18 protein-coding genes are annotated in these 22,349 nt (G+C 60.7%); 8 read left to right on the top strand and 10 right to left on the bottom strand.

Annotated elements, in window-relative coordinates; all coding sequences use genetic code 11:
* Positions 1-47: 47 nt before the first annotated feature.
* The 5 genes from AC1DM5_RS08060 to AC1DM5_RS08040 all read right to left on the bottom strand — a co-directional run bounded on the left by AC1DM5_RS08060 (position 48) and on the right by AC1DM5_RS08040 (position 7,543).
* Positions 48-1,223 (bottom strand): ABC transporter permease, encoded by a 1,176-nt coding sequence (locus tag AC1DM5_RS08060; protein ID WP_477818714.1) that lies wholly within the window; start codon positions 1,221-1,223, stop codon positions 48-50.
* Positions 1,223-2,221 carry an ABC transporter permease gene (locus tag AC1DM5_RS08055; RefSeq protein WP_477974830.1) on the bottom strand — a complete coding sequence of 333 codons (999 nt, stop codon included), beginning with the start codon at positions 2,219-2,221 and terminating at the stop codon, positions 1,223-1,225. The genes AC1DM5_RS08060 and AC1DM5_RS08055 overlap by 1 nt, the downstream gene beginning before the upstream one ends.
* Before the next feature lie 3 nt (positions 2,222-2,224).
* Positions 2,225-4,129 (bottom strand): ABC transporter substrate-binding protein, encoded by a 1,905-nt coding sequence (locus tag AC1DM5_RS08050; RefSeq protein WP_477974828.1) that lies wholly within the window; start codon positions 4,127-4,129, stop codon positions 2,225-2,227.
* Complete coding sequence (locus AC1DM5_RS08045) at positions 4,129-6,018, bottom strand: ABC transporter ATP-binding protein (RefSeq protein WP_477818712.1); 1,890 nt, start codon at positions 6,016-6,018, stop codon at positions 4,129-4,131. The genes AC1DM5_RS08050 and AC1DM5_RS08045 overlap by 1 nt, the downstream gene beginning before the upstream one ends.
* 184 nt (positions 6,019-6,202) lie before the next feature.
* On the bottom strand, positions 6,203-7,543 hold the full coding sequence (locus AC1DM5_RS08040) for an adenylate/guanylate cyclase domain-containing protein (RefSeq protein WP_477818711.1): 1,341 nt from the start codon (positions 7,541-7,543) through the stop codon (positions 6,203-6,205).
* Between the two features lie 425 nt (positions 7,544-7,968).
* Between AC1DM5_RS08040 and AC1DM5_RS08035 the strand changes: the two genes are divergently transcribed.
* Positions 7,969-9,312, top strand: coding sequence for a nucleotide sugar dehydrogenase (locus AC1DM5_RS08035; RefSeq protein WP_477818710.1), 1,344 nt, complete (start codon positions 7,969-7,971; stop codon positions 9,310-9,312).
* On the opposite strand, the gene AC1DM5_RS08030 is transcribed toward AC1DM5_RS08035, so the two are convergent.
* The gene (locus tag AC1DM5_RS08030; protein ID WP_477818709.1) at positions 9,302-10,477 is read right to left on the bottom strand and encodes a DUF3095 domain-containing protein; all 1,176 of its coding nucleotides are present in this window, start codon (positions 10,475-10,477) and stop codon (positions 9,302-9,304) included. The two genes, AC1DM5_RS08035 and AC1DM5_RS08030, sit on opposite strands and share 11 nt — an antisense overlap.
* 121 nt (positions 10,478-10,598) lie before the next feature.
* On the opposite strand from AC1DM5_RS08030, the gene AC1DM5_RS08025 reads away from it, so the two are divergent.
* The gene (locus AC1DM5_RS08025) at positions 10,599-11,078 is read left to right on the top strand and encodes a class I SAM-dependent methyltransferase (protein ID WP_477818708.1); all 480 of its coding nucleotides are present in this window, start codon (positions 10,599-10,601) and stop codon (positions 11,076-11,078) included.
* Positions 11,079-11,085: 7 nt separating this feature from the next.
* Here the strand turns inward: AC1DM5_RS08025 and AC1DM5_RS08020 are convergent, their stop codons facing one another.
* Entirely contained in the window at positions 11,086-11,541 is a 456-nt protein-coding gene (locus tag AC1DM5_RS08020) for an Rrf2 family transcriptional regulator (protein ID WP_477818707.1), read from the bottom strand.
* A gap of 134 nt (positions 11,542-11,675) precedes the next feature.
* Here AC1DM5_RS08020 and AC1DM5_RS08015 point away from each other — a divergent pair, with 134 nt between their 5' ends.
* The gene (locus tag AC1DM5_RS08015; protein WP_477818706.1) at positions 11,676-12,581 is read left to right on the top strand and encodes an NAD(P)/FAD-dependent oxidoreductase; all 906 of its coding nucleotides are present in this window, start codon (positions 11,676-11,678) and stop codon (positions 12,579-12,581) included.
* Positions 12,582-12,593: 12 nt separating this feature from the next.
* On the opposite strand, the gene AC1DM5_RS08010 is transcribed toward AC1DM5_RS08015, so the two are convergent.
* On the bottom strand, positions 12,594-13,472 hold the full coding sequence (locus AC1DM5_RS08010; protein ID WP_477818705.1) for an FkbM family methyltransferase: 879 nt from the start codon (positions 13,470-13,472) through the stop codon (positions 12,594-12,596).
* Positions 13,472-15,187 (bottom strand): adenylate/guanylate cyclase domain-containing protein, encoded by a 1,716-nt coding sequence (locus AC1DM5_RS08005; protein WP_477818704.1) that lies wholly within the window; start codon positions 15,185-15,187, stop codon positions 13,472-13,474. Before AC1DM5_RS08005 ends, AC1DM5_RS08010 begins: the two co-directional genes overlap by 1 nt.
* A 192-nt stretch (positions 15,188-15,379) precedes the next feature.
* Here AC1DM5_RS08005 and AC1DM5_RS08000 point away from each other — a divergent pair, with 192 nt between their 5' ends.
* Positions 15,380-16,474: a glycosyltransferase family 4 protein gene (locus tag AC1DM5_RS08000; RefSeq protein ID WP_477818703.1), complete on the top strand. Its 1,095-nt coding sequence runs from the start codon at positions 15,380-15,382 to the stop codon at positions 16,472-16,474.
* Positions 16,464-17,231: a polysaccharide deacetylase family protein gene (locus tag AC1DM5_RS07995; protein WP_477818702.1), complete on the top strand. Its 768-nt coding sequence runs from the start codon at positions 16,464-16,466 to the stop codon at positions 17,229-17,231. The genes AC1DM5_RS08000 and AC1DM5_RS07995 overlap by 11 nt, the downstream gene beginning before the upstream one ends.
* Here the strand turns inward: AC1DM5_RS07995 and AC1DM5_RS07990 are convergent.
* The gene (locus AC1DM5_RS07990) at positions 17,213-18,043 is read right to left on the bottom strand and encodes an MBL fold metallo-hydrolase (protein WP_477818701.1); all 831 of its coding nucleotides are present in this window, start codon (positions 18,041-18,043) and stop codon (positions 17,213-17,215) included. The genes AC1DM5_RS07995 and AC1DM5_RS07990 overlap by 19 nt on opposite strands.
* Before the next feature lie 509 nt (positions 18,044-18,552).
* On the opposite strand from AC1DM5_RS07990, the gene AC1DM5_RS07985 reads away from it, so the two are divergent.
* Genes AC1DM5_RS07985 through AC1DM5_RS07975 form a run of 3 tightly spaced genes read left to right on the top strand, consistent with a single transcriptional unit; the run spans position 18,553 to position 22,310 of the window.
* Positions 18,553-19,668, top strand: coding sequence for an ABC transporter ATP-binding protein (locus AC1DM5_RS07985; protein ID WP_477818700.1), 1,116 nt, complete (start codon positions 18,553-18,555; stop codon positions 19,666-19,668).
* Positions 19,661-20,620, top strand: coding sequence for an ABC transporter substrate-binding protein (locus tag AC1DM5_RS07980; protein WP_477818699.1), 960 nt, complete (start codon positions 19,661-19,663; stop codon positions 20,618-20,620). Before AC1DM5_RS07985 ends, AC1DM5_RS07980 begins: the two co-directional genes overlap by 8 nt.
* 10 nt (positions 20,621-20,630) lie before the next feature.
* Positions 20,631-22,310, top strand: a complete 1,680-nt coding sequence (locus AC1DM5_RS07975) for an ABC transporter permease (protein WP_477818698.1) — start codon at positions 20,631-20,633, stop codon at positions 22,308-22,310.
* The last annotated feature ends 39 nt before the right edge of the window (positions 22,311-22,349 follow it).

The raw sequence follows: 22,349 nt of genomic DNA, 5'->3' as shown, positions 1-22,349 counted from the left end.
CGGAGGCCACGAGGCGGCGGACGCGAAGCACCCCGCCGAACTCGACGTTATTTGTAGGGATCTGCCGCATCGCGCAAGCCATCTCCCAGAAAATTGAACGCCAAAATCACCAGCACCACCGGAACGATCGGGAACAACAGCCATGGGTAGAAGGCGATCACGCTTACGCTCTTGGCCTCCGTCAGCAGGATGCCCCAGCTGGTGATGGGCGGCCGCAGGCCGAGGCCGAGGAAGGAAAGCGCCGTCTCACCGAGGATCATACCCGGGATGGAAATGGTGGCGGATGCGATGAGATGCGACATGAAACCGGGCACGAGATGCCGCCCGATGACACGGGGGGTGCTGGCACCCATGAGCTGGGCTGCCTGAACATAATCTTCCTCACGCAGCGCCAGAAGCTTGGAGCGCACGGCGCGGGCGAGACCTGTCCAGTCGATGATGCCGAGAATGACGGTAATGCCGAAATAGATGACGATCGGGCTCCATGTCACAGGCATGATGGCGGCAAGCGCCATCCAAAGCGGCAGCGAGGGCAGTGATTGCAGCACTTCGATCAGGCGCTGCACGATGAGATCGAAGATACCACCCCAATAACCGGCAAGGCCGCCGATGACGATGCCGAGCACAAAGCTGATGGAAATACCGATCAGCCCGATGGTGAGTGAGATGCGCGCGCCATAAAGGATGCGCGAAAGCACGTCACGGCCGAGACGGTCGGTGCCGAGCAGGAACATCTGCCCGCCGATTGCTGGACAAACGAGATGATAATTGGAAGCGACAAGCCCCCAGAATTTGTAGCCATCGCCACGGCAGAAGAAGCGGATCGGCTGGATGTCCTTCTGATTGTCGGTATAGAGACGGTGCAGGGTGTCGATATCGAGCGTCATCTGCCGGCCATAGACGAAGGGGCCGACGAAATTGCCCTGGCTGTCGAAAAGACGGACGCGCTGAGGCGGCGTATGGATAAAGTCGACGTTGCGGGTATGCAGCCCGTAAGGCGCCAGGAACTCGACAATCAGGATCATCAGGTAGACGGCGGCAAGGAAAATGCCGGATGCAAGCGCGAGCTTGTGGCGCTTGAACTTCCACCACATGAGCTGCTTCTGCGAAGCGAGATGGATACGCGACTGCGCTGACGTCATCGTCTCCGTTGCGATCGGATCGAACGGGGCGGTCGAAACATAATGCGGCAGCGGTGCACCGGGTGCGGGTAGGGGCGACATTATTTGGTGCYCCTGCCTTGCAGACGGATGCGGGGATCGAGGAAGCCGAGAGCGATATCGGAAATCAGCACGCCGATGACGTTCAGGAAAGCGAGGAACATCAGGAACGAACCGGCAAGGTACATGTCCTGGCTCTGCAACGCCTTGATTAGCATCGGCCCGGTCGTCTCCAGGGACAGCACGATGGCGACGATCTCGGCGCCTGATATGATCGACGGCAGGATCGAGCCGATATCGGCAACGAAGAAGTTGAGCGCCATGCGCAGCGGATATTTGATAAGGGCGCGTATCGGATGCAGGCCCTTGGCGCGCGCCGTCGTCACATATTGCTTCTGCATCTCGTCCAGCAGATTGGCGCGAAGGCGGCGGATCATGCCGGCTGTGCCGGCCGTTCCGACGATGACGACGGGGATCCAGAGGTGAGCAAGGATCGACCTCGCCTTCTCCCAACTCATCGGCTGGTTCAGATATTGCTGGTCCATCAGATGGCCGATGGAGAGCCCGAACCAGACATTGGCGAAATACATCAGGATCAGCGCCAGCATGAAGTTCGGGATGGCGATGCCGAGCAAGCCGAGGAAGGTCAACCCGTAATCGCCCCAGCTATATTGATGGGTCGCCGAATAGATGCCGATCGGGAAGGCGATCAGCCAGGTGAGAAGGATGGTCGAGAAGGAGACGAGGATCGTCAGCCACAAGCGGTCACCCACAACGTCGGAAACCGGCAGCTGATATTCGAAGGAATAGCCGAAATCGCCATGCAGCATGCCCCCGACCCAGAAGAAGTAACGCACGATCTCCGGCTGGTCGAAGCCGTATTGATGGCGCAGCTCCTCGATTTCCTGCAGGTTTGCGGTCTCGCCCTGGGCGCGCAGTTCGGCGATCTGGCTTTCGAAGAAGTCACCCGGCGGCAGTTCGATGATGACGAAGACAAGCGCCGATATCACGAGCAGGGTCGGCACCATGGCGGCGATACGCCAGAGGATATAGCGGATCATCGCTCAGTCCTCCTTGAACCAGAAGGTGTCCGGCATGTAGACGCCGAGGAAGGAGGTTGGATCGAAGCCGTAGAGCGCGTGCTCCGGCACGTTCTGCATTTTGGCGGATCTGAGGATCGGCTGCAGCGTGCTGTTGATGAGGCCGATCGAAAAGACCTGCTGGGTATAGAGGGACAGCATCTTGTGCCAGATAACCTCACGCTCTTCCGTCGTGGCACTTTCGCCCCACTGATTCAGGAGATCCACAAGCTCGGCCGCCTCCGGCAGATCGGGCGCCTTGCCCTCCTGACCGGCCGAAAGATAGTACATGCCCCAGAGCGGCCATTGAAGCTGGTCATCCAGCGTAGGGGCTAGTCCATAGGGAGACATGTCGGCGGTTGGCACGCCGTTATCCAGCCCGTACCAGATCGACATCATGATCGAGCCGCTCATGGCGCGATTGCGGAAGACGTCGCGCTGCGAGGTGCGGGTGAAGAGCGCCAGACCGATATTGGCCCAGTGATCGTGCACGAGTTCCAGAACGTCCGTGTCGAGATTGCTCTCGCCGGCTGTCTCGACGGTGATCTCGGCGCGGCGTCCATCGGGCAGCAGGCGGATGCCATCGCTGTCGCGCTTGTCGAGGCCGAGTTCGTCGAGCAGCTTGTTGGCGGTGTCGGGGTCGAAATTCACATAGGCGTCGGCATATTCCTGCTTGAAGAGCGGGCTTTCGGGCAGCACCGTATCGGCACTCACCTTGCCGAGGCCGTAGAAGGCCACCATGTTGATCTCATGCCGGTTGATCGCCAGCGACAAGGCTCGGCGGAAGCGCACGTCGCGAAAGAGCGTGCGCCAGGCTTCGTCGGCGACATTGAGGTTCGGCAGCAGCGTAATGCGTGAGCCGCGCGCCAYCTTCCAGAGATTGACCTTCACCGGGAAGCGCTTTTCAGCCTCTTTCAGGAAGGTGTAGTCGTTGAAGTCGATGCCGGTCGCCTGCAGGTCGGATTCGCCCGCGCCCGCCTTGGCAGCGATGATCGAGGAGGAGGATACGTTGAGGATGAAGCGGTCGAGATAGGGCAGCTGCATGCCGTTCTCGTCCACGCGGTGGAAGAACGGATTGCGCTCGAAGACGAACTGATCGGCCGGCGGAGCCGTGCGGTTCTGCCAGGGATCGAGTGTCGGCAGATCGGGATTGTTGGGTCGGGAAGCGAGGGCCATCTTGATGTGCAGATCGGCCCACTTCTTGGCGCGGTTCTTTTTCATCAGCTCTTCAAGCTTGGCCTTATCCTGAAAGCCTTTGTGGAATTGTTTCAGGTAATGGCCTGGGCCGTAGATAACGAGCGGTAGAGGTCCGGCAAGCGCCGAGAGGAAAACCGGGTTGGGCTTGTCCCAGGTGTAGCGCACAGTCAGCTCGTCGAGCACTTCGAAGCGCGGCAGGGAGCCGTGTGGACGCAGCTCCAGCGCACCGCCGCCGGGCGTCAGTTCCTTGTTGAGGATGACTTCTTCCCACCAGTAGCGGAAGGCTTCGGCCGTGAAGGGATGCCCGTCAGACCACTTGTGCCCGTCACGCAGGTAAAAGGTAAAGACCGTGTCATTTTCCGAGGTGAAGTCGCGTAGGATATCGGGCTGGAACTGCAGCTTCGTGTCGTAGCCGACCAGCCGCGAATAGCCGTAGACCGTCATGTAGCGGATATCGCGCACACCGCCGATAATGGTGCGCACATTGCCGCCATAGGTGCCGGGTACACGGCCCATGTCCTTGAGATTGACGATACGCGGCTCGTTCGGAATGCGCTCAGCCATCGGCGGCAGGCTGCCATCGGCGACCCTGGCCTTCAAAAATTCTGGCTCGGCGACCTGCTGGGCCCGCAGCACCAAAGGCGCGATGGCCGAGCCGATCAGGCCGCCGAGAAAGATGCGGCGCGTCACCATCAGACCAGCTCCTTCACGTCGGCGCCCTTGCGGGCGCGCACCAGATGGCCGCCGCCGAGATCGGCATAAGCGAGTTCGGAGGCGTCATCGTGGTCCGCCCGAAAGACGGGCCCCCAGTTCTGCTTATCGGCCGCGCCGTTTTCCTGCAGCGCCTTGAAGTCGAGCGGCCGGTCGAGATCCGGGAAGGGAACGGCGGCAAGCAATGACTTCGTATAGGGGTGAACCGGATTGCGCAGAATGATCTCACGCGGGGCGATCTCGACGATACGGCCCTTGCACATGACGGCGATGCGGTCCGCCATGTAGTCGACGACTGCGAGATTGTGCGAGATGAACAGATAGGTCAGCCCCAGTTCTTTCTGCAGATCCTTCAGAAGGTTGAGGATCTGCGCCTGCACAGACACGTCGAGGGCCGAGACCGGTTCGTCGAGGATGACAAGCTTGGGACCAAGGGCGAGTGCGCGGGCAATCCCGATGCGCTGGCGCTGGCCGCCGGAGAAGCTGTGTGGATAGCGGCTGAGATAGCGCCGGTCGAGGCCGATTGCGCCCATCAGCGCCTCGACCTTGGTCTTGCGCTCGGCGCTGTTGCCACGATCGTGGATCTCGAGCGGCTCACTGAGGATATTGCGCACCGTCATGCGCGGCGAAAGCGAAGAAACCGGGTCCTGAAACACCATTTGGATCTTGGTGCGCAGGTCCTGCAGTTCGGAACCCTTGACGGAGAGGACGTCGATGACATCCTTGCCGTCGTTGAAGACGACCGCGCCACTATCGGGCGTGATCGCGCGCATGAGAATCTTGCTGACGGTCGTTTTGCCGCAGCCGGATTCGCCGACGAGCCCCAGACATTCGCCGCGGCGGATGTCGAAGCTGACGTCGTCGACAGCGTGCACGACCGTGGCTTCCTGGCCGCCGAAGAAGCTACGCTTGCGTGTCTTGTAGGTCTTGGAAAGGTTGGCGACAGAAAGGAGCACGCCGGGCGCTTCCTTTTCGACAGGCTTCTTCTTGCCGATCAGCGATTCCAGGTTGACCGGAACCTCCCGCAGAGCTTTCAGTCGCTCGCCCGGCTTCATGTCGAAATGCGGAATCGCGGCCATCAGGGCCTTGAGATAAGGATGTTGCGGATTGCGGAAGATTGCCTCGACCGGGCCAGCTTCCATGATCTCGCCGTGATAGATCACCACCACTTCATCGGCCATATTGGCGACGACCCCGAGATCGTGGGTGATGAGCAGCATGGCCATGCCAAGCTTGGCCTGCAGGTCGCGCAGCAGTTCGAGAATCTGGGCCTGGATCGTCACGTCGAGCGCGGTGGTCGGCTCGTCGGCGATCAGGAGCGCCGGCTTGCAGATCAGCGCCATGGCGATCATCGCGCGCTGGCGCATGCCGCCTGAAAGCTCGAACGGATACATGTCGTAGGTGCGTTTCGGATTGGAAAAGCCGACGAGGCCGAGCATTTCCTCGGTGCGCTCGCGCGCTTCCTTCTTGTCGGCGTCCGTGTGGATCAGCAAAACCTCGCTGATCTGATTGCCGACCGTGTGGAGCGGTGAGAGCGACGTCATCGGCTCCTGGAAGATGGTCGCCATGCGGCGGCCGCGCAGGTCGCGCATCTCGGCGCTGTCACGCGACAGGGAGAGAATATCGGTCGCCTTGCCATCCAGCGGGTCGGTAAACAGGATGCGGCCGCTCGCATGGGCCGGTGCCGGCAAGATGCCCATGATCGACTGGCTGATAACGGATTTGCCGGAGCCGCTTTCGCCAACGAGGGCAGTCACTTTCCCCGGCAGAATGCGGAGATTGGCTTCCTTTACGACGCGCAGTCGGTCGCCGAAAACGGAGAAGGCGACGTCCAGATTCTCAATACGCAACAGATCGGCTGCAGACGCCATACCAATGAAATTCCCCAGTCCTTATGTGTTCCCGTTAAGGCACACTATCGTACCGTAAACGGGGTGTCTAGTTGATGACAGGCATGGGGAAAAGCGACGCATGGCACCTGTTTTACAAGGCGCTTGATGCGAGGGTTCTCATATACGGTGCAGCGGCTAAAGCGGCTGCAATGTTGGCGCGTGATTACTGAATGAATTTTTCGATCGGCGTACGTTTTACCTGTTTCTTGTCGCGGTGAAGCATGATGACCTGTTCGGCTTCGGAAAGGCCGTTCTGAACGGATTCGCGGAAGCCTTCGTCGACATGGAGGCCGGATGCCGGCGCCCGCGGCTGCAGCACCGTCACCTTCTGGCGGATGCCGCGTAGCTTTTCCTCGCCAAGCGTGATCCATTCGCCGCCGCAATAGCCGGCAAAGGCCTGGCTCGCGACGACCTCGCGGCTGTATTTCTTGGTCAGCACCTGCAGGCGCTGCACCTCGTTCACTGCAGAGCCGAAGGCGGAGAAGGTCAGGCGATCCTTCAGGCCGACATTGCCGAACATGACGTTGCCGACATGCAGGCCGATGCCGTAGCCGATCTTCGGAAGCCCCTTCGCCTCGCGATCCTTGTTCAGTTCGGCAACCCGCGCCTGCGCATGATGCACAGCGGAGAGCGCTGCCTCGCAGGCGATTTTGGACGGGTCCTTGTGGCGACCGCAGGGATAGACGGCCAGGAAGCCGTCGCCGAGGAAGCTCAGGATTTCGCCGCCATTGCGGTTGAAGGGTGCGGCGATCGCATCGAAGAACTGGTTGAGCGTATCGATATAGGCCTGTCGGCCCTCCTTCTCGGCATATAGGGTCGATTCGCGCATATCCGCCATAACGAGAGCGGCACGGATCGTCTCGCCGTCGCCGCGGCGAACCTGGCCGTTCAACACGCGTTTGCCGGCATCGCCGCCGAGATAGGTGGTCAGCATATTGTTGGCGAGCTTGGCAAGCACGGCCATCTTGGCGGCGACCGCCAGATGGTTTTGCATGCGCAGCAGCGCGTCGATCATGTCGTCGGAAAAACCGGCAGGGCTATCGGTCGACCAGGAGCCCATCATGCCCTGCACCGACCCGTCGCCGAAGGGTTGCACGAAGGCGAGGTAATCGGTGACCTTTTCCTGCCGGAGATCCTCGAAGATCGGAAATTCATTCGGGCCGTCAGGCATGATGCGGCGGCGGATATGCTGCAGATTGTTGTCGAGAAGATGGAAATAGGGGCTCTGCAGGAAACGATCCGGCTTCTGGCCGGCGGGCATGCGGAAGCCCTCGATGGTCACGCCGCTGGAGCGCTTCCAGGTGAAGCTCAGCGCGTCGTAAAGCGGATGCAGCATCGAGAAGGTCAGGTGCACGCGCGCGAGTGGCAGGCCGGCGGCCGCAAGCCGCTCGCAGAAACCGCGCACGATGTTTTCAAGGTCGTCACCGGCCAGCGAAGAATTCGTCAGCCATTCAGCAACACGGTCCAACAAAATGGAGGATACGCTGGATTCGATCGTGCTCATTCTTGGTATTATCCTCATGGCGCACGTCCATCCCGAAAGGCAAAAACAACCCGAACCTGCCCATTCACGATGAGCAGATCACAAAGAAATCAGGATGTACGAGCGGTATTATCGTGTCAACGATTGCCGATGACCGGCTCTGACACCCGCCGGCTTCCGACCTCCTGGAAACGGGCGAGCAATCTTTGCAAAGTGGTTCACTATCATCTGCCAAAATAGGCACGCTGAAAGTGCGAAACAATGGCATCAGGAATTTTTTTGTGCGTCCCGGTTGCCGGGATGGCGACCCCCGAGTCATTTCGGCCACACCCGGCTGATGAATCCAAGGCGCGGCGCGGAAAGGCGCTGCGAAGGGGCCGGGTTTAATTTGCCGCGATCATGCATTAGATCAGCGTTCGGATTCACTTTTCGCAAGAGGCATGGCCTTGGACGCACGCTCTTCCACCTTCGAGACGCTTTCAAAGAAGATTGAGGCCCGCACCGCGCGCGCCGGCATCATCGGCCTTGGTTATGTCGGCCTGCCGCTGGCGATGGCTGTGGCGCGCAGCGGCTTTGCCGTGACCGGCTTCGATATCGATCCGAAGAAGATCGTCGCGCTGGATGCCCGCCGCTCCTATATCGATGCGGTGACGAATGAGGCGCTGACGGTCGAGATCGATGCGGGGCGTTTCTCCTCGACGACCGATTTCGCCAGCCTTTCGGATTGCGACGTGATCGTCATCTGCGTGCCGACGCCGCTCACCAAACATCGCGATCCCGATCTTTCCTTCGTGGAAGCGACGTCGCGGTCGATTGCCGCCCATCTGCGGCCGGGCCAGCTCATTGTGCTGGAATCGACAACCTATCCCGGCACGACCGATGACATCGTGAAGGTCATTCTCGAAGGGACCGGGCTGAAATCCGGCTCCGACTTCTTCGTCGGTTTCTCGCCGGAGCGCGAGGACCCCGGCAATCAGCATTACCACACCGCGACGATCCCGAAGGTCGTTGCAGGCGACGGCACGCAGGCCCTGTCTCTGATGAAATCGTTCTACGGTGCTGTCGTCTCGACCGTCGTCCCGGTCTCCTCCAATGCAACGGCGGAAGCGGTCAAGCTCACCGAAAACATCTTCCGCTCGGTCAATATCGCACTCGTCAACGAGCTGAAGACCGTCTATGCGGCAATGGGCATCGATGTCTGGGAAGTCATCGACGCCGCCAAGACCAAACCGTTCGGTTATATGCCTTTCTATCCCGGCCCTGGTCTCGGTGGTCACTGCATTCCGATTGACCCTTTCTATCTCACCTGGAAGTCGCGTGAATACGAGCTGCCGACACGCTTCATTGAGCTTGCCGGCGAAATCAATTCGGCGATGCCACGCCATGTCGTTGGCAAGCTGGCCGAGGCGCTGGATATTCGTGCCGGCAAGGCGCTCAGCCGCTCACGCGTCCTCGTGCTTGGCCTCGCCTACAAGAAAAACGTTGCCGATATCAGGGAAAGCCCGTCGTTGCGCCTGATTGAAATCATCGAGGAGCGCGGCGGCAAGGCGGATTATCATGACCCCTTCGTCGCGGAGATTCCGCCGACCCGTGAATATCAGGCGCTGAAGGGCCGGAAATCCGTCGACCTGACGCCGGAAGCCATTGCGGGATACGACGCGGTTCTCATCGCGACCGATCACGACATGATCGATTATGCGGCTCTTTCGAAGAGCGCCAAACTGATTGTCGATACCCGAAACGTCTTCAGCCGGCTCGGCCTTGCGGCCGATCACATCATCAAGGCGTAACGAGCACGCCGGAAAGCTGCTTGCCGGTGATCTGGCTGGCGGCGACGGCGTAACCGCCGGCGGCGCCATCGATGAAGTGCATGTGGTCGCGCGACAGCGGCGTGGGTACGAAGCAGGTCATCAGTGCCGATGACTGGCGGTGCAATCCGTAACGCGCCACGCCCTTTTCCTGCGCCTGCTTCAACAGCATCTCGATGCGGGTTAAGTGGGCGGCGTCGACGTCGATGGTCATCTTCAACCCGTCGTCGAATTTGCGGAAATCCGAATTGCCTGAGACGTCCTTCTTGTAGCGGCGCGCGTTGAAATGGGCGAAGGTGATGCCGAATTTGTGCAGGAAAACGGTCAGGCCGATCTGCAGAAGGATAAAGAGCTTTTGCCGCAGGCGTTTGCCTTCCGGCGCCGTGGCGTTCACCTCGCGATTGATGCCCTTCATCGAGAAGGCAAGCTCCGGCCCGTCTTCCGGCACGGGATGCCCGCTGCGGTTCTGTTCGGCTGTGATGGAAACGATGCCGGCGACAAGAGCCTGAAATTCCGGGCCGGGACCGCCCTCGCCGGGCACGGCGATGATCGAGACGATCTCGCCGTTGCGGGCCTCGATCGGGCTCCAGCGACAAGAGAGGCCGCTTAGATCCGGCCGAGTGCCGGGTCCGGCCTTTTCGATGCCGTACCGGCCCATCTTCATGTTCTTTTCGGCCCAGATCGTGCCACCGCCGGAAAACATCGCATAGGTGACGTAAGGACTTGCCGAATAGCGGGCGACGCGCACATCGAGACCCTCCGCGCGGATATCGGTGATCGGCACGATGGCGATACGAAGATCGAGATCAAGATCCTCCTTCACCCAGACCTGCGTTGCGGCAAGCGCCACGCGCGCTTCCTTCTCAAGCGAAGCGGGCAAGGCGATCAGCGCGCCGTCACCGGCAAAGACGAAGGGATAATCCCCCTTGCCGACGGCATTCAGCACCGCGGAAATGACGCTGGCGCCGGCCATGTTGACGTCCTTGTAGCGGCCGCCGGAAATCGCTTTCGTCGAGCCGACGATATCGGCCATCGCCAGTACCCACCCTTCGGGCAGCGGCTGGTAATTGCTCTCATCGGTCACGCCTTCGAAGTCGCTGAAGACCGGCACGTTGGCGAAGAATGCGTCGTTGGACATCTCGTTCATGAGACCGAGTTTATCACAGACCCGTGTTGCCGTCGCAACGGCAATTTGCGTTTCCGGCAATCGACTTACACTGCATCGATATGGTAGCACCACTGACATATTTTATGACGGACAGGACAAGATGAGCCGCCTCGACAGCTTCATTCGCCGATTGACGGCTCAACGCGATATTCTCAATGCCATCATCGGCCTGGTGGAAGAGGTGGAGGGGCCGGTGCTCGAATTCGGCCTCGGCAACGGCCGCACCTACGATCATCTGCGCGAGTATTTTCTCGACCGCCGCATCATTGCCTTCGATTGGGAAATACGCTCCTATTCCGCCTCCACGCCGCCGGTCGAAAATATGGTGACGGGCAATATCCGCGATACCGGCCAGGCGTTCCTCGGGATCAATGCCGCGCTCGCCCATGCCGATATCGGCACCGGCCATGACGAGATCGATGCCGTCACGCTGACCTGGCTGCCGCAATTGATGGCTGGCGTGCTTACCCATCACGGCATCGCCGTCAGCGGGCTGCCGCTGGAACATCCCGAGCTTTTGCCCCTGCCTCTGCCCGCCGGCATCAAGGAAGGGCGCTATTTTCTATACCGCCGGAAGTAATCCGGGCTTATGAGGCGCAGGAGTAGGACGTAGCCGAGAGCGCGGCAAATTTTGCCTCGAAGTCGGCCGCGATTTCGTCCAGCGTCACGCTGCCCAATCGCCGCAGGAGCAGGGCCTGTGCCTCCTTCATCGCATCATCGAGAGCGGCATTCACGGCCTGTTCCACAAGGCATTTCGGCTGATCGTCGGCTGGGCCGATGGCGAAAAGATGCGGTTCGCCGATGGCGCGGTAGACATCGAGCAGAGTGATTTCCGATAACGGACGCACCAGCGTCCAGCCCCCGCCATGCCCCTTTTCGGAACGGACATAGCCCTGTTCGCGAAGGCCGGCCATGGTGCGACGGACAACGACGGGATTGGTGTTCAGCATCTTTGCAATCATTTCGGAGGTCGCCGAATGCTCATGCCGATCCATGTGGATCAACACGTGCAGCATGCGTGAAAGGCGGCTGTCATTGCGCATGAGATTCTATTCCTGTCGATCGAATGGCCATTATCACAAGTGGTTCGTAACAAAACAAGTAACATGATGCTTGACCCCCTCGCTTCATGTAACTTATGTTGATTCATGATCGGGCAGCGTCAAAGGAGGGTTTCATGTCATTCGAGGTCATCGTCATCGGCGGAAATTTCGCCGGCCTGTCCGCGGCCATGCAGCTTGCCCGGGCGCGCCGGCGCGTTTTGCTTATCGATGCAGGCGCGCCGCGCAATCGGTTTTCGCAGGCGTCACATGGCTTCCTGGGCCAGGACGGCCAGGCGCCGGCGGCGATCATGCGGGAGGGAAAGCGGCAGCTGTCGCTTTATCCAACCATCAACATTCGCGACGGGGAGGTTATTCAGGCGCGTGCCGATGGCGACGAATTTGTAATCGGTATCAAGGGCGGTGGCGAAGAAAGGGCAGCGCGTATCGTCCTGGCAACCGGTATAAGCGACACGCTGCCAGAAATCCCCGGGCTGCGGGACCGATGGGGGCGCTCCGTGCTGCACTGCCCCTATTGCCACGGCTATGAGGTGAGCGGTGGTAAGCTCGGCGTTCTCGCAAACCACCCGCATTCGGCACATGCGGCCATGCTGATTCCCGACTGGGGAGAGACAACCTATTTCACTCAAGCGCTGTTCGAGCCCGATGAAGGGCAACTCGCAGGGCTGACCGCTCGCGGTGTACGGATCGAGCGCAGCCCTGTCGTGGAATTATTGGGCGACACTCCCAGGCTTGAGGCCGTTCGCCTCGCCGATGGCCGGGTCGTGCGGCTGGACGCTGTGTTCGTCGCTCCGAAAACGGCAATGGCGAGCCCGGTTGCCGAACAACTTGGCTGTGTCTTCGACGACGGTCCGTTCGGCCCGCTCATCCGGACCGGCGATAACAAGGAAACCACCGTCAAGGGTGTCTTTGCCGCCGGCGATGCGGCAAGCGCCATGCATAACGCCACGCTCGCTTCCGCCTCGGGCGTCCTCGCCGGTGTGCATTGCCATCAATCGCTGGCGATACAGCCCACCCGATAGCTCTGCGTCGGTCTAAGGCAGGAACAGCACGTCATACTGATCGAATCCGCCCGGCAGATCACGGACTTTCATCTCCTTCTCGCCGTCCTCGAAGACCACGAGGCAGTTCTCGTAGAAGCCTGCGAGCGTGCGAATGAAGGCCTTTGTGCCCTCCTGGCCGTAAAAGAGCGGCGTGAATTCCATATAGAGAGGCGCGCGGCGGGCAAGCAACGGCAGCATCGAGCGGCAGGCAACCGGCTCGTAACCCTCGATATCCATCCAGACGAGTCCGATGGCAGTCTGGTCGATGCCGAGCTCGTCGAGGATGCCGGTCACGGATCGCACCGGAACACTGATCTTCCGGTCGCTGGCGCTCTGGCGGATGGCGCTGCTCTTGCCGTGATTGGCGCTGTTCAAAAAGAAGTCGATCTCGCCTTCACCTTCGCCCGCGGCGCAGTTGACGAGGCGCACCGTGTCGATAAGACCGTTCTGGCGGATATTTTGTTCCAGAAGGCGGAAATTGCGCGGATCTGGCTCGACGCTGACGATCCCGGCAAATGCGCGGGCGAGCGCAAAATAGACTGTCTGTGTGCCGATATTGCCGCCGATCTCCAGCAGCATGCTGTCCTTTTTCAGCAAGCCGCGCTGGCGCAGGATCACGAGCAGCCGGTCGACGGCCTCGCGTTCGAAATGACCCTTCCGGAAGACCTTGCGGCCGATATAGTCGGCGGGTGAAAAACTCATCAGGTGATCGCCGGCATCGATCGTCATGGAGGTGACACGTGGCCCGATATTCTCGATCAGCAGCCGGCGGCCGGTGCGGGTGTCAAAGAAACGTGTGGCCAGCGCATTGCGCGCCTTACGCAAACGGCGCTTCCAATATTTGCCAGTAAGCCATGCATGGCCGGACATTATTGTCTTTCCTTGAGCGGTTCGGCGGCTTTCTCTCTCGGAATGACGTAGACTTTCAAGGGGAGCGCCCGGCCACGCACATTGATTTCGCAGCTTTCGACCGTTTCCAGATCAATGCCGGCGCCTATCGCGACCGGCTCGGAAATGACGATCGCAGCGTTGAGCTCCTTGGCCGCCGTCTCCAGGCGGCTTGCGACATTGACTGTATCGCCGACGGCCGTCAGGCTGCGTACCCGCCCATAGCCCATCGTGCCGACGACTGCCGGGCCGGTGTGGATGCCGATAACGATCTGCAGCGGCAAAGGCAGTTCGTCGGAAAGTTCGGCGGCGAGCTTTTCCACCTCGGCAACAATCGTAGTTGCGGCTGCTACCGCCTGCCGGCAGGCTTCCTCAGGCGTGGAGTTGAGGCCGAAGAGTGCCATGGCGCCGTCGCCGATGAATTTGTCGAGCCGTCCGCCGGCCTGTTCCACCGCCTTGCCGACGATCCCGAAATAGCGGTTGAGCAGGAAGACGACGTCGAAGGGCAGGCGGGTTTCGGTCAGCGTCGTGAAATGGCGCATGTCGCAGAAGAGCACGGCGATTTCGCGCTCGCGACCGGGGCTGGTTTCCTGGCTGTTGGCGGGAAGGGCAGCCTCTGTCTGCGGCACAAGCAGCGGCGCGACGGTCAAGTCCCTATCCGGGCGGAGCTGACAGGCGAGGCGTACGTCGGGTGCCGCATTAATGCGCTTCAGAGTCGTCTGTTCCAGCTTGTCGGGCGGCGGCAGGGTCCAATAATCGCCGAGAATCTGCACGCGGCAGGTGGAGCACTGACCCTTGCCGCCGCAGACCGAATAGTGCGGCAGGCCGCCAAGCCTGCTTGCCTCCAGCACTGTGAAGCCGCGTGGCACGCGCACGGTCTCGCCGCCGGGATAGTGAACTGCGACTTGGTTCGCCCGCTCTTTCAGCCTGCGGCGCGCCCGTGCCAGGATGACGAGGGCAAGCGCTGCGGAGAAGCTGCCGTAGAGCCCGGCGCGGATCGTCGCGATTTTCTCGCGCGCCTCAGGATCGTTGTAATAGCGGGTATTGATCGTTTCTAGGTAATGTCCGGATTCGGCCTCGATATAAGAGGGATCGGACAGCGTGCGGCCCATCTCGACGAAACCGAGCAGCGCCAGCACGGGCAGGAGGATGGCGATGGCCAGAAGTAGCGATGAGGAATTGTCGTACCAGGGCCGATAGCGCAGCCAGAAATGTATGCCGATACAGCCGTGGATCCAGACGGCAAGCAGGGCGAAGGTCTGGCGTACGCCGTCCTTCGGCGAGTTGATCCATAGCGTGCGAACGATCGTCTCGTAATTATCGGTATAGCTGTAGAGCGCGTGGACGATGCGTGTGCCGATGACATGGTCGATGAGCAGCAGCGGAATCAGAAGGCCGAGAACGATCTGTGCCATCTCGTTCTTCGGCATGACGAGGCTGCGGCGCATATAGAGCCCACGCAGCACCAGCGTCATGTGGACGAGGACCGAGCCGTAGAAGAGCAGGGTGCCCAGCGGATTGCGCCAGATCGCCAGAAACAACCGGCGCGCATCGTCGGCCGCTGTCAGCGAAACGAGCCCCAATGCATGATTTGACATATGCAGGGTGATGAAGACGAACATGACAAGGCCGGAACCGAGCCGGGCCTTCCTGATCGTGCGCTCCGAAAAAATCCCTGTGGCCCAGACCGTCGTCATCAATTCCTGTTCTTGAAGCTCAAATCGCAAATGCACTAGAGAAGGCGAAAAAGGGCGGAATTATCGTCTCGTCTAATCACGATCGCTTCGGTATGTCTGCCTGTATCGTTCAAGGATAGTGACAATAGCGGAAATTTTCGCTTACGGCGCGAGCGCCGATTGGAAACACACTGTCATACGCGGAGTGTCGCGATGCGGATTGCCTTCTACGCGCCGATGAAGTCGCCGAGCCATCCGGTGCCCTCAGGTGACCGGTTGATGGCGCGGCTGTTGATCCGGGCGCTGGAAATGGCCGGGCATTCGGTCGAGGTCGTGTCCGAGTTCCGCATCCATGCTGGCACGCCGGAAGCGGCGGCCGAAGCGCTGGCGAGGGCCGAAGAGGAACTTGAGCGGCTTCGACGCAAATGGCTGGAGGAGCCGAAGCCAGAGCTCTGGTTCTGCTATCATCCCTACTACAAGTCCCCCGATCTCTTCGGACCGGCGATCGCGGCGGAATTCACAGTTCCCTACGTTACGGCGGAAGCCTCCTATTCGCGCAAGCGCGACGGGATGGGCTGGGCCTTGCTCCAGAAACCGGCGGGCGAGGCGATCCGCCATGCGGCGGTCAATATCGCCTTTACCGAACGCGACCGGAAAGGATTGGAAGAGGTCTTTCCCGAAGCGCGTATCGTCGGAGTAAAGCCTTTCATCGACACAGCGCTCTTCGAGGCGGTAACGCCTGCTCCCGATCCACAACGCTTGGTGAGCGTGGCAATGATGCGGGCCGGTGACAAGATGGAGAGCTACAAGATGCTCGCTGCGGCACTGCGCATGATCGAGGATCGGTCCTGGACGCTCGGCATAATTGGTGACGGTCCGTTAAGGGCTGAGGTGGAGGCGCTGTTTGCGGGTTTTGCCCCCGGTCGTATCGACTGGCTTGGGCAGAGGGAGCCGGAAGAGATAGCCGACCAGCTTTCGAAGAGCGGCATCTATGTGTGGCCGGGCTGCGGCGAAGCCTATGGACTTGCCTATCTCGAAGCGCAGGCGGCGGGCCTTCCTGTCGTGGCGCAAAGGACTGCCGGCGTGCCTGCCGTAGTGGAGGCCGATATGACCGGGCTATTGACGCCTGATGGCGATATGCAAGCCTATGCGCGGGCGATTGCCGGACTGCTGGATGACCGGGCGCGCCGTGACACTATCGCATCCGCCGCCCGCCGCTTCGTCATCGGCGAGCGTTCGCTTGCCGACGCGGCGAAAGAACTGGATTTGATCCTACGCAATCATGCAGGAGCAGCATATGACCGATAGCAGCATCCGCGAGCCGTTGTATCGGGAGCTGGAGCGCTGGAGCGACGCCGGTCGCGGGGCGCGGCTCTGGCTGCGGGATGACGATGCAATCGAGCCGACAGCGGCGCTGGAGCGACTGCTCGCCGAGACGAAAAACTACGGCATCCCCGTCACGCTTGCGGTCATCCCGGCTCTTACCGGCGCGCCACTCGCTCAGCGGCTTGCGGACGAGACGCATGTCAGCGTGGCGGTTCACGGCTGGGCGCATCACAATCACACCGGACCCGATGGCAAGAAGCAGGAACTCGGTGGATCACGTCTGGAAGAAACCATTCTCGGCGAACTCTATGAAGGCCTCCTGAAGCTGAAGGATCTCTACCCGACACACTTTCTGACGATGCTGGTTCCGCCCTGGAACCGGATCGACAAGGGTCTCATTCCCAAGCTGCCGGCGCTCGGCTTCGAATCCCTTTCCACCTACGGACGCGTCAAGGGCGAAAGCCCGCTCGCCATCGTCAACTCCCATGTCGACCTTATGGACTGGCACGGCACCCGCGGAGGGCGGCCAATGGCAGACCTGATCGGCGAACTGGTCGCGGAGCTGCAGGACAGGTTCGAGGGCAGCAGCGAGCCGATCGGCGTGCTCGGGCATCATCTGGTGCATGATGCGGCCGCCTGGGATTTCCTTGCCGAGCTCTTCGAGGCGACTGCGGGCCATCCCGCAGTGGAATGGGTTTCAGCAGGCACGCTGGTGCAGGATCAGATGTCGACGACCTGATTGTCGCGGGCGGCGAAGGCACCGGCAAAGGCGGCCTGCGCCTCGCTTTCCATGACGGCAAGCTGTTCATCGGTGCGCGACGGCGCATGATGGAACAAGGCGAAGCGCTTTGCGCCTGCCATCTTCGCAAGTTCAGTGCCGTGCTGCCACGTAGAGTGGCCGAAACCCTTGAAGCGCTGCATCTCGTCTTCGTTGTAGGTGCAGTCGTAGACGACGAGATCGGCGTCCTTCATCATCTCGAGCGCCACCGGATCATGCGTGCCCGGAATGTGTTCGATGTCGTAGATCAGCGCCACGATGCGGCCTTTCCAATGGATGCGATAACCGATCGCTCCGCCCGGATGGTTCAGCATGTAGGTCTGCATTTCTACGCCTTCATGCGGGGTCAGCGTCTGGCCCGCATGGAAATCGCGGAAATTCATCGTTGCCTGACAGATATCGGTCTTTACCGGAAACCAGGGCGGGCTGATGAACTGCTCGACCATCTCGCGCGTGCTCATCTTGCCGTCCAGATGGCCGGACCAGATGTTGACGTTGATCGAAGGGTAGTAGATCGCCTTGAAGAAAGGCAGGCCGATGATGTGGTCGTAATGGCAGTGACTGAAGAAGAGGTCGACATCCCGGACCTCATCCGCAAGGAGCGAAAGGCCAGCCTCGCGCAGTCCCGAGCCTGCGTCGAAGATCATCCGGTGCTCGCCGCAGCGAATTTCTATGCAGGAGGTGTTGCCTCCATATCGGTCGAATTCCGGGCCTGATACGGGAATGCTTCCCCGAACGCCCCAAAATTTTACCTGAAACAGATCGTTACTCATTTTCCTTCAAACCAGCTTTCCCGCTTCGTCATCGTAGTCACCATCGATCCCGATGCGAAGCTGCAGAATTCCACGGGTTTGCCTATATCCCCTCGCACTCTTCTAACGGCTAGCCGAAGAAGAAGTAGATTTTCCTAAGCAATCGGCTTTTGGCTCAGAATGCAAGCCGGTATGGTTCGTTTTCTGTAAACGTTCCAGCGTATGCGAGGTCGCGACATTTCCCGCGGGATCATGCAACTTAAATGGTTGTGCGCGACCGAAAATGCAAATCCTCTGCTTTTGGCGGTGCTGAAGCCGCGGAACGGCCTGAAAAATGCGTCGAAGACGGACAGCGGCAAAGCGCGGCGGCGGGAAGGCTGCGTGTCTTAGTCGTGGACCCCGGCACGAGACGCCAACGTCCGCATCTGCAGAAGATATTGTCACAAAACTGAAATAGATCTGTCGCAGAGCTGTCATCCGGGGTGCCTAAATGTCGCCATACTTTCTTTAAAGCGACATTTGGTCTGCCCATGAACGCCCCCTCAATTCGATCGTCCTCTGCCGTTGCCGCAGCGGGTCTGGAATTGAGTTACGGGCCAACGCAGATCCTCAAAGGCATTGATTTTTCTCTGGAAAAGGGCAAGACGCTGGCGTTGCTCGGCCCTTCGGGCTGCGGCAAAACCACGCTTCTTAGGCTGGTTGCAGGCCTGCTTGCGCCGACCAAGGGGGCTGTTTCGATTGCCGGCACCATCGTTGCCGATGGTGCGACCGGCGCCTTCGTTCCCCCGGAGAGGCGCGGGCTCGGCATGGTCTTCCAGGACTATGCGCTCTGGCCGCATCTGACGGTCGGCGGCAATGTCTCCTTTCCGCTTGAAATGCGCGGCGTCGGCAAGGCGGAGCGCCATACCCGGACGATGCGCGCCCTTGAGCGCGTCGGCCTTTCGGCCTATGCCGACCGGCGGCCAAGCGATCTCTCCGGCGGCCAGCAGCAGCGCGTGGCGATTGCGCGCGCCATCGTCGCCGAGCCGCAGCTTATCCTTTTCGATGAACCGCTTTCCAACCTCGACCGCGAACTGCGCGAAAACATGGTGGGCGAGCTCGCCGAGCTCATCTCCACACTCTGCCTGACGGCGATCTATGTGACGCACGACCATAGCGAGGCGCTGACGCTGGCTGATGAGGTCGCGGTCATGCGGTCCGGCCTGATCGAGCAGCTTGCCTCGCCTGACGACCTGATCGAGCGGCCGGCGACGCCTGAGGTTGCCGACTTCCTGCGGCTTGGCTGCCTCGCCGATATCGAGCGGCGCGGACGCGCCTGGTACTTCAAGGACAGCGACATCATGCTGACCGAAGCCGAAGGAGTTGCCGGCGACGGCGCTCGCGTGCTGATCCCGGTCGCCTGCATCTCGGCCGGTGAAGCCTCTCCCGATCGACTAGCCGCCACCGTGCTGCGTTCGCAGTTCCGCGGCGATGGGCATCTGGCAAGCGTTTCGCTCTCCGGTCTGCCCGGCTTGGAATTGCAGGTTCTAAGCCGCGCCAAGCTGCGCGCCGGCGAGACGGTCGGCCTTTCGATCGACTCAGCGCAAATCCGTTGGTTTCAGCAGAAAATGCACCAATCCATAGAGGAGAAACTGGAACATGTTTAAGTCATTGAAGAGCATCACTTTTGGCGTCGTCGTCGCCGCCCTGATGGCCGGTGTCGCCCATGCCGACGTCACCGTTTATACCGCCGGCCCGCAGAGCCTCATCGACAAGCTGTCGGCCGGCTTCACCAAGCAGACCGGCGTCAAGGTCAATGTTTTCCAGGCAACGACCGGCAAGGTCATGGCCCGTATCGAAGCCGAAGCCGCAAACCCCGTTGTCGACGTCGTCATCTCGGCTTCCTGGGATACGGCTAACGACTTTGCCAAGCGCGGCTGGCTCGTCAACTATTCGAGCCAGTACGCTGCCAAGGTTCCGGATTTCCTGAAGTCCGAGGGCGCCGTTGCACAGGGCATCTCGGCTCTCGGCATCGTCTGGAACTCCAAGAGCGGAACGCCGAAGCCGTCCGAATGGGCTGACCTGACGAAGCCGGAATACAAGGACCTCGTCAATATTCCGGATCCGGCGCAGTCCGGTTCATCCTTCGAACTGACCGCTGCTCTCGGCGGCCAGGACGACTGGAAGCTCTTCAAGGCTCTGCAGGCAAACGGCGCCATCATCGCCGGCGCAAATGCTGACGCCCTGAACCCGGTTCTGCAGGGTGCCAAGGCCGTCGTATTCGGCGCTGTCGACTACATTGCTCTCGCTGCCCAGAAGAAGGGCGAGAGCATCGAAGTCGTGTTCCCGAAGTCCGGTACCGTCATCGCGCCGCGCCCGGCCATGATCATGAAGTCGTCCAAGAACCAGGAAGACGCCAAGAAGTTCATCGACTACATGCTCTCTGACGAAGGTCAGGCACTGGTTGCCGGCGAAATGCTGATGCCGTCGCGCACCGACGTTGCCGCCAGCCGTCCGCTGATCAGCGACCTGACGCTTCTGAAATACGACACGGCTGCTGTTTACGGCAAGCGTAAGGAAACGCTGAGGACCTTCGCCGATCTCTACGGCGCCAAGTAAGGTCCAGACAATGCGAGGAAACGGCATCGGCGGCACGGCTCCGGCCGCCTGGCTGGCAACAGCGGGTCTCGTTCTCATCGTTGCCGTTCCCTTCATTGCGGTGGTGCTGCAAGGCATCTTTCCCGAACTCGGACAGGGCTCGTTTGCTAGCCCTTTCTCGTCGCTCTATGCGACGCTCGCCGATAGTTCGCTGATCCGCATGGGCGGCAACACCATCCTGCTCGGCGCTTGCGTTGTGTTTGCTTCGGCGCTCGTCGCTGTGCCGCTCGGCGTCTTCCGGGCCCTCTACAGAATTCCCTTTGCGCCTGTCTGGGACGTGCTGCTGCTCGTGCCCTTCATGATCCCGCCTTATATCGCCACGCTCGGCTGGATCATGACCCTGCAGCCGCGCGGTTATCTGCAGCAGCTTGCCGGTTTCAATCTGGCACCCTTCCTGTTTTCGATCTTCGGCATGACGCTGGTCATGGCCTTCAACACCTTCCCGGTCGTCTATTTCGCGGTGTCGCGCACGGTCGAGGCCGTCGGCGCACGTTATGCCGATGTCGGCCGCGTCTTCGGCGCGTCGCCGGCACGCGCCTTCTGGCGCATCACGTTGCCATTGTCGGCGCCTGGCCTGACGGCGAGCCTCATGCTAGTCTTTGCCGCTGCGATCGAGGAATATGGCACGCCTGCAGCGCTCGGTCGCCGCGCCGGTTTCCAGGTGCTGGTCACCGGCATCGACCTGCGTGTCACCGACTGGCCGATCGATCTGCCGGGTGCAGCGATCCTGTCGCTGGTGCTGGTCGCCATGTCGCTCGTCACCTTTCTCTTTCAGCGCTGGATCCTGGCACGGCGCTCCTACCAGACGGTCGGTGGCAAACCGACGGCAAAGGACAAGCGTCCGCTTGGCACGCTGAAGGTGCCTGTCATGATCGCCTTCAGCGTCGTTGCGTTTCTCGCGACCGGCGTGCCGCTGCTGGCGATCCTTGCGACGGCACTGGCGCGCACGATCTCCGGCGGTCTCGCCTTCGACAATGTCAGCCTCGACAATTTCATTGCGGTCTTCGGTAATAGCGCTGGCGCCGTCACGGCGCTGATCAACAGCTTCTCCCTCGGCATCGGCACGGCGCTGATAACAGGCCTGATCGGCGTGACTGCTGCCTACACAGTGGTAAAGACCAGGATGTCCGGCCGGACGGCGATCGATGTCATGACCATTCTGCCGAATGCGCTGCCGGGTATCGTCGTGGCCGTCGGCCTCATCCTCGCTTGGAACATGCCGGGCCTGCCTATCACGCCCTACAACACCGCATTCATCTTGCTGCTTGCCTATTGCTGCATTCTACTGCCGCAACCGGTGCGCTACACGACGGCAGCATTCCAGCAAATCGGCGACAATCTCGAAGCTGCAGCCCGCGTCTGCGGCGCAAACGGCGTGACTGCATTCCGCCGTATACTCCTGCCGCTCGTCTTCCCGAGCCTTGCCTCTTCCATGCTGCTCGTCTTCGCGCTGGCCTCGCGCGAACTCGTTGCCTCGGTCGTCGTCGCACCGGTTGGCATGCAGACGATCGCGACCTTCATCTGGCGTCAGTTCGAACAGGGTTCGATTGGCCTCGGCATGGCCATGGCTTTCATCGCCATTTGCATCACGACATTACTGCCGCTGATCCTGATGGGGCTGATGCGCCGCGGCAATATGGTTGCGGATTGAGGCGCGCCTGAAGACAGACTTATGGGTGCTTGTCTCCTG

Source organism: Rhizobium sp. 01T437 (assembly GCF_056398505.1).
Note: the sequence above shows the minus strand (reverse complement) of the source record. Positions and strands in the feature narration are given on the sequence as shown.

Excerpts from the sequence above, each read along its gene's own strand:
- AC1DM5_RS07985 (WP_477818700.1), top strand. The coding sequence starts at position 18,553 with ATGAACGCCCCCTCAATTCGATCGTCCTCTGCCGTTGCCGCAGCGGGT.
- AC1DM5_RS08040 (WP_477818711.1), bottom strand. The coding sequence starts at position 7,543 with ATGAGCACGATCGAATCCAGCGTATCCTCCATTTTGTTGGACCGTGTT.
- AC1DM5_RS08000 (WP_477818703.1), top strand. The coding sequence starts at position 15,380 with ATGCGGATTGCCTTCTACGCGCCGATGAAGTCGCCGAGCCATCCGGTG.
- AC1DM5_RS08025 (WP_477818708.1), top strand. The coding sequence starts at position 10,599 with ATGAGCCGCCTCGACAGCTTCATTCGCCGATTGACGGCTCAACGCGAT.
- AC1DM5_RS08010 (WP_477818705.1), bottom strand. The coding sequence starts at position 13,472 with ATGTCCGGCCATGCATGGCTTACTGGCAAATATTGGAAGCGCCGTTTG.
- AC1DM5_RS08020 (WP_477818707.1), bottom strand. The coding sequence starts at position 11,541 with ATGCGCAATGACAGCCGCCTTTCACGCATGCTGCACGTGTTGATCCAC.
- AC1DM5_RS07995 (WP_477818702.1), top strand. The coding sequence starts at position 16,464 with ATGACCGATAGCAGCATCCGCGAGCCGTTGTATCGGGAGCTGGAGCGC.
- AC1DM5_RS08045 (WP_477818712.1), bottom strand. The coding sequence starts at position 6,018 with ATGGCGTCTGCAGCCGATCTGTTGCGTATTGAGAATCTGGACGTCGCC.
- AC1DM5_RS08015 (WP_477818706.1), top strand. The coding sequence starts at position 11,676 with ATGTCATTCGAGGTCATCGTCATCGGCGGAAATTTCGCCGGCCTGTCC.
- AC1DM5_RS08060 (WP_477818714.1), bottom strand. The coding sequence starts at position 1,223 with ATGTCGCCCCTACCCGCACCCGGTGCACCGCTGCCGCATTATGTTTCG.
- AC1DM5_RS08030 (WP_477818709.1), bottom strand. The coding sequence starts at position 10,477 with ATGAACGAGATGTCCAACGACGCATTCTTCGCCAACGTGCCGGTCTTC.
- AC1DM5_RS07975 (WP_477818698.1), top strand. The coding sequence starts at position 20,631 with ATGCGAGGAAACGGCATCGGCGGCACGGCTCCGGCCGCCTGGCTGGCA.
- AC1DM5_RS07980 (WP_477818699.1), top strand. The coding sequence starts at position 19,661 with ATGTTTAAGTCATTGAAGAGCATCACTTTTGGCGTCGTCGTCGCCGCC.
- AC1DM5_RS07990 (WP_477818701.1), bottom strand. The coding sequence starts at position 18,043 with ATGAGTAACGATCTGTTTCAGGTAAAATTTTGGGGCGTTCGGGGAAGC.
- AC1DM5_RS08005 (WP_477818704.1), bottom strand. The coding sequence starts at position 15,187 with ATGACGACGGTCTGGGCCACAGGGATTTTTTCGGAGCGCACGATCAGG.